The organism is Brevibacterium sp. SIMBA_078, from assembly GCF_046534565.1.
Classification (GTDB): Bacteria; Actinomycetota; Actinomycetes; order Actinomycetales; family Brevibacteriaceae; genus Brevibacterium.
Genome location: NZ_JAWRYQ010000069.1, coordinates 1 through 359, shown reverse-complemented (window position 1 = coordinate 359; position 359 = coordinate 1). Strand labels below are relative to the sequence as shown.

At 41.2% G+C, this 359-nt stretch carries 1 protein-coding gene; it reads right to left on the bottom strand.

Going from position 1 to position 359, the window contains the following annotated elements; all coding sequences use genetic code 11:
- A partial coding sequence (locus tag SB749_RS18900) for a hypothetical protein (RefSeq protein ID WP_410711654.1) occupies positions 1 to 359 on the bottom strand: 359 nt, incomplete at both ends.

The following is a 359-nucleotide window of genomic DNA, read 5'->3' as shown; positions in this document are numbered from 1 at the left end:
CCTCAACTGTGCCTGCACCACCAAATGCCGCATGCGTGTAGTCGATTCCCGTATCAAGCACTGCAACACGTTGGCCTTTACCACTTGCTATACCGTCAGTAATAAGTGGTTTAGCGTTGATATATTCAGAGCTTGCTGCAACATGCAATTCGCGATCGAACATTGGTAAAACTTTAGCAACGCGATCATCTTTTTCAATTTCAGCTAACGCCTCAGGCGTTGCTTGAACAATTAATGTTGGCGCTAAAATCTTCGTTTTACCAATTATTTTTGCATTAAAATCTAGACTATTTAACTCAACAGTCATCATATCTTGAAGCTGCTCAATTTGCGCCGTTATTTCTCGATTTGAAGACACA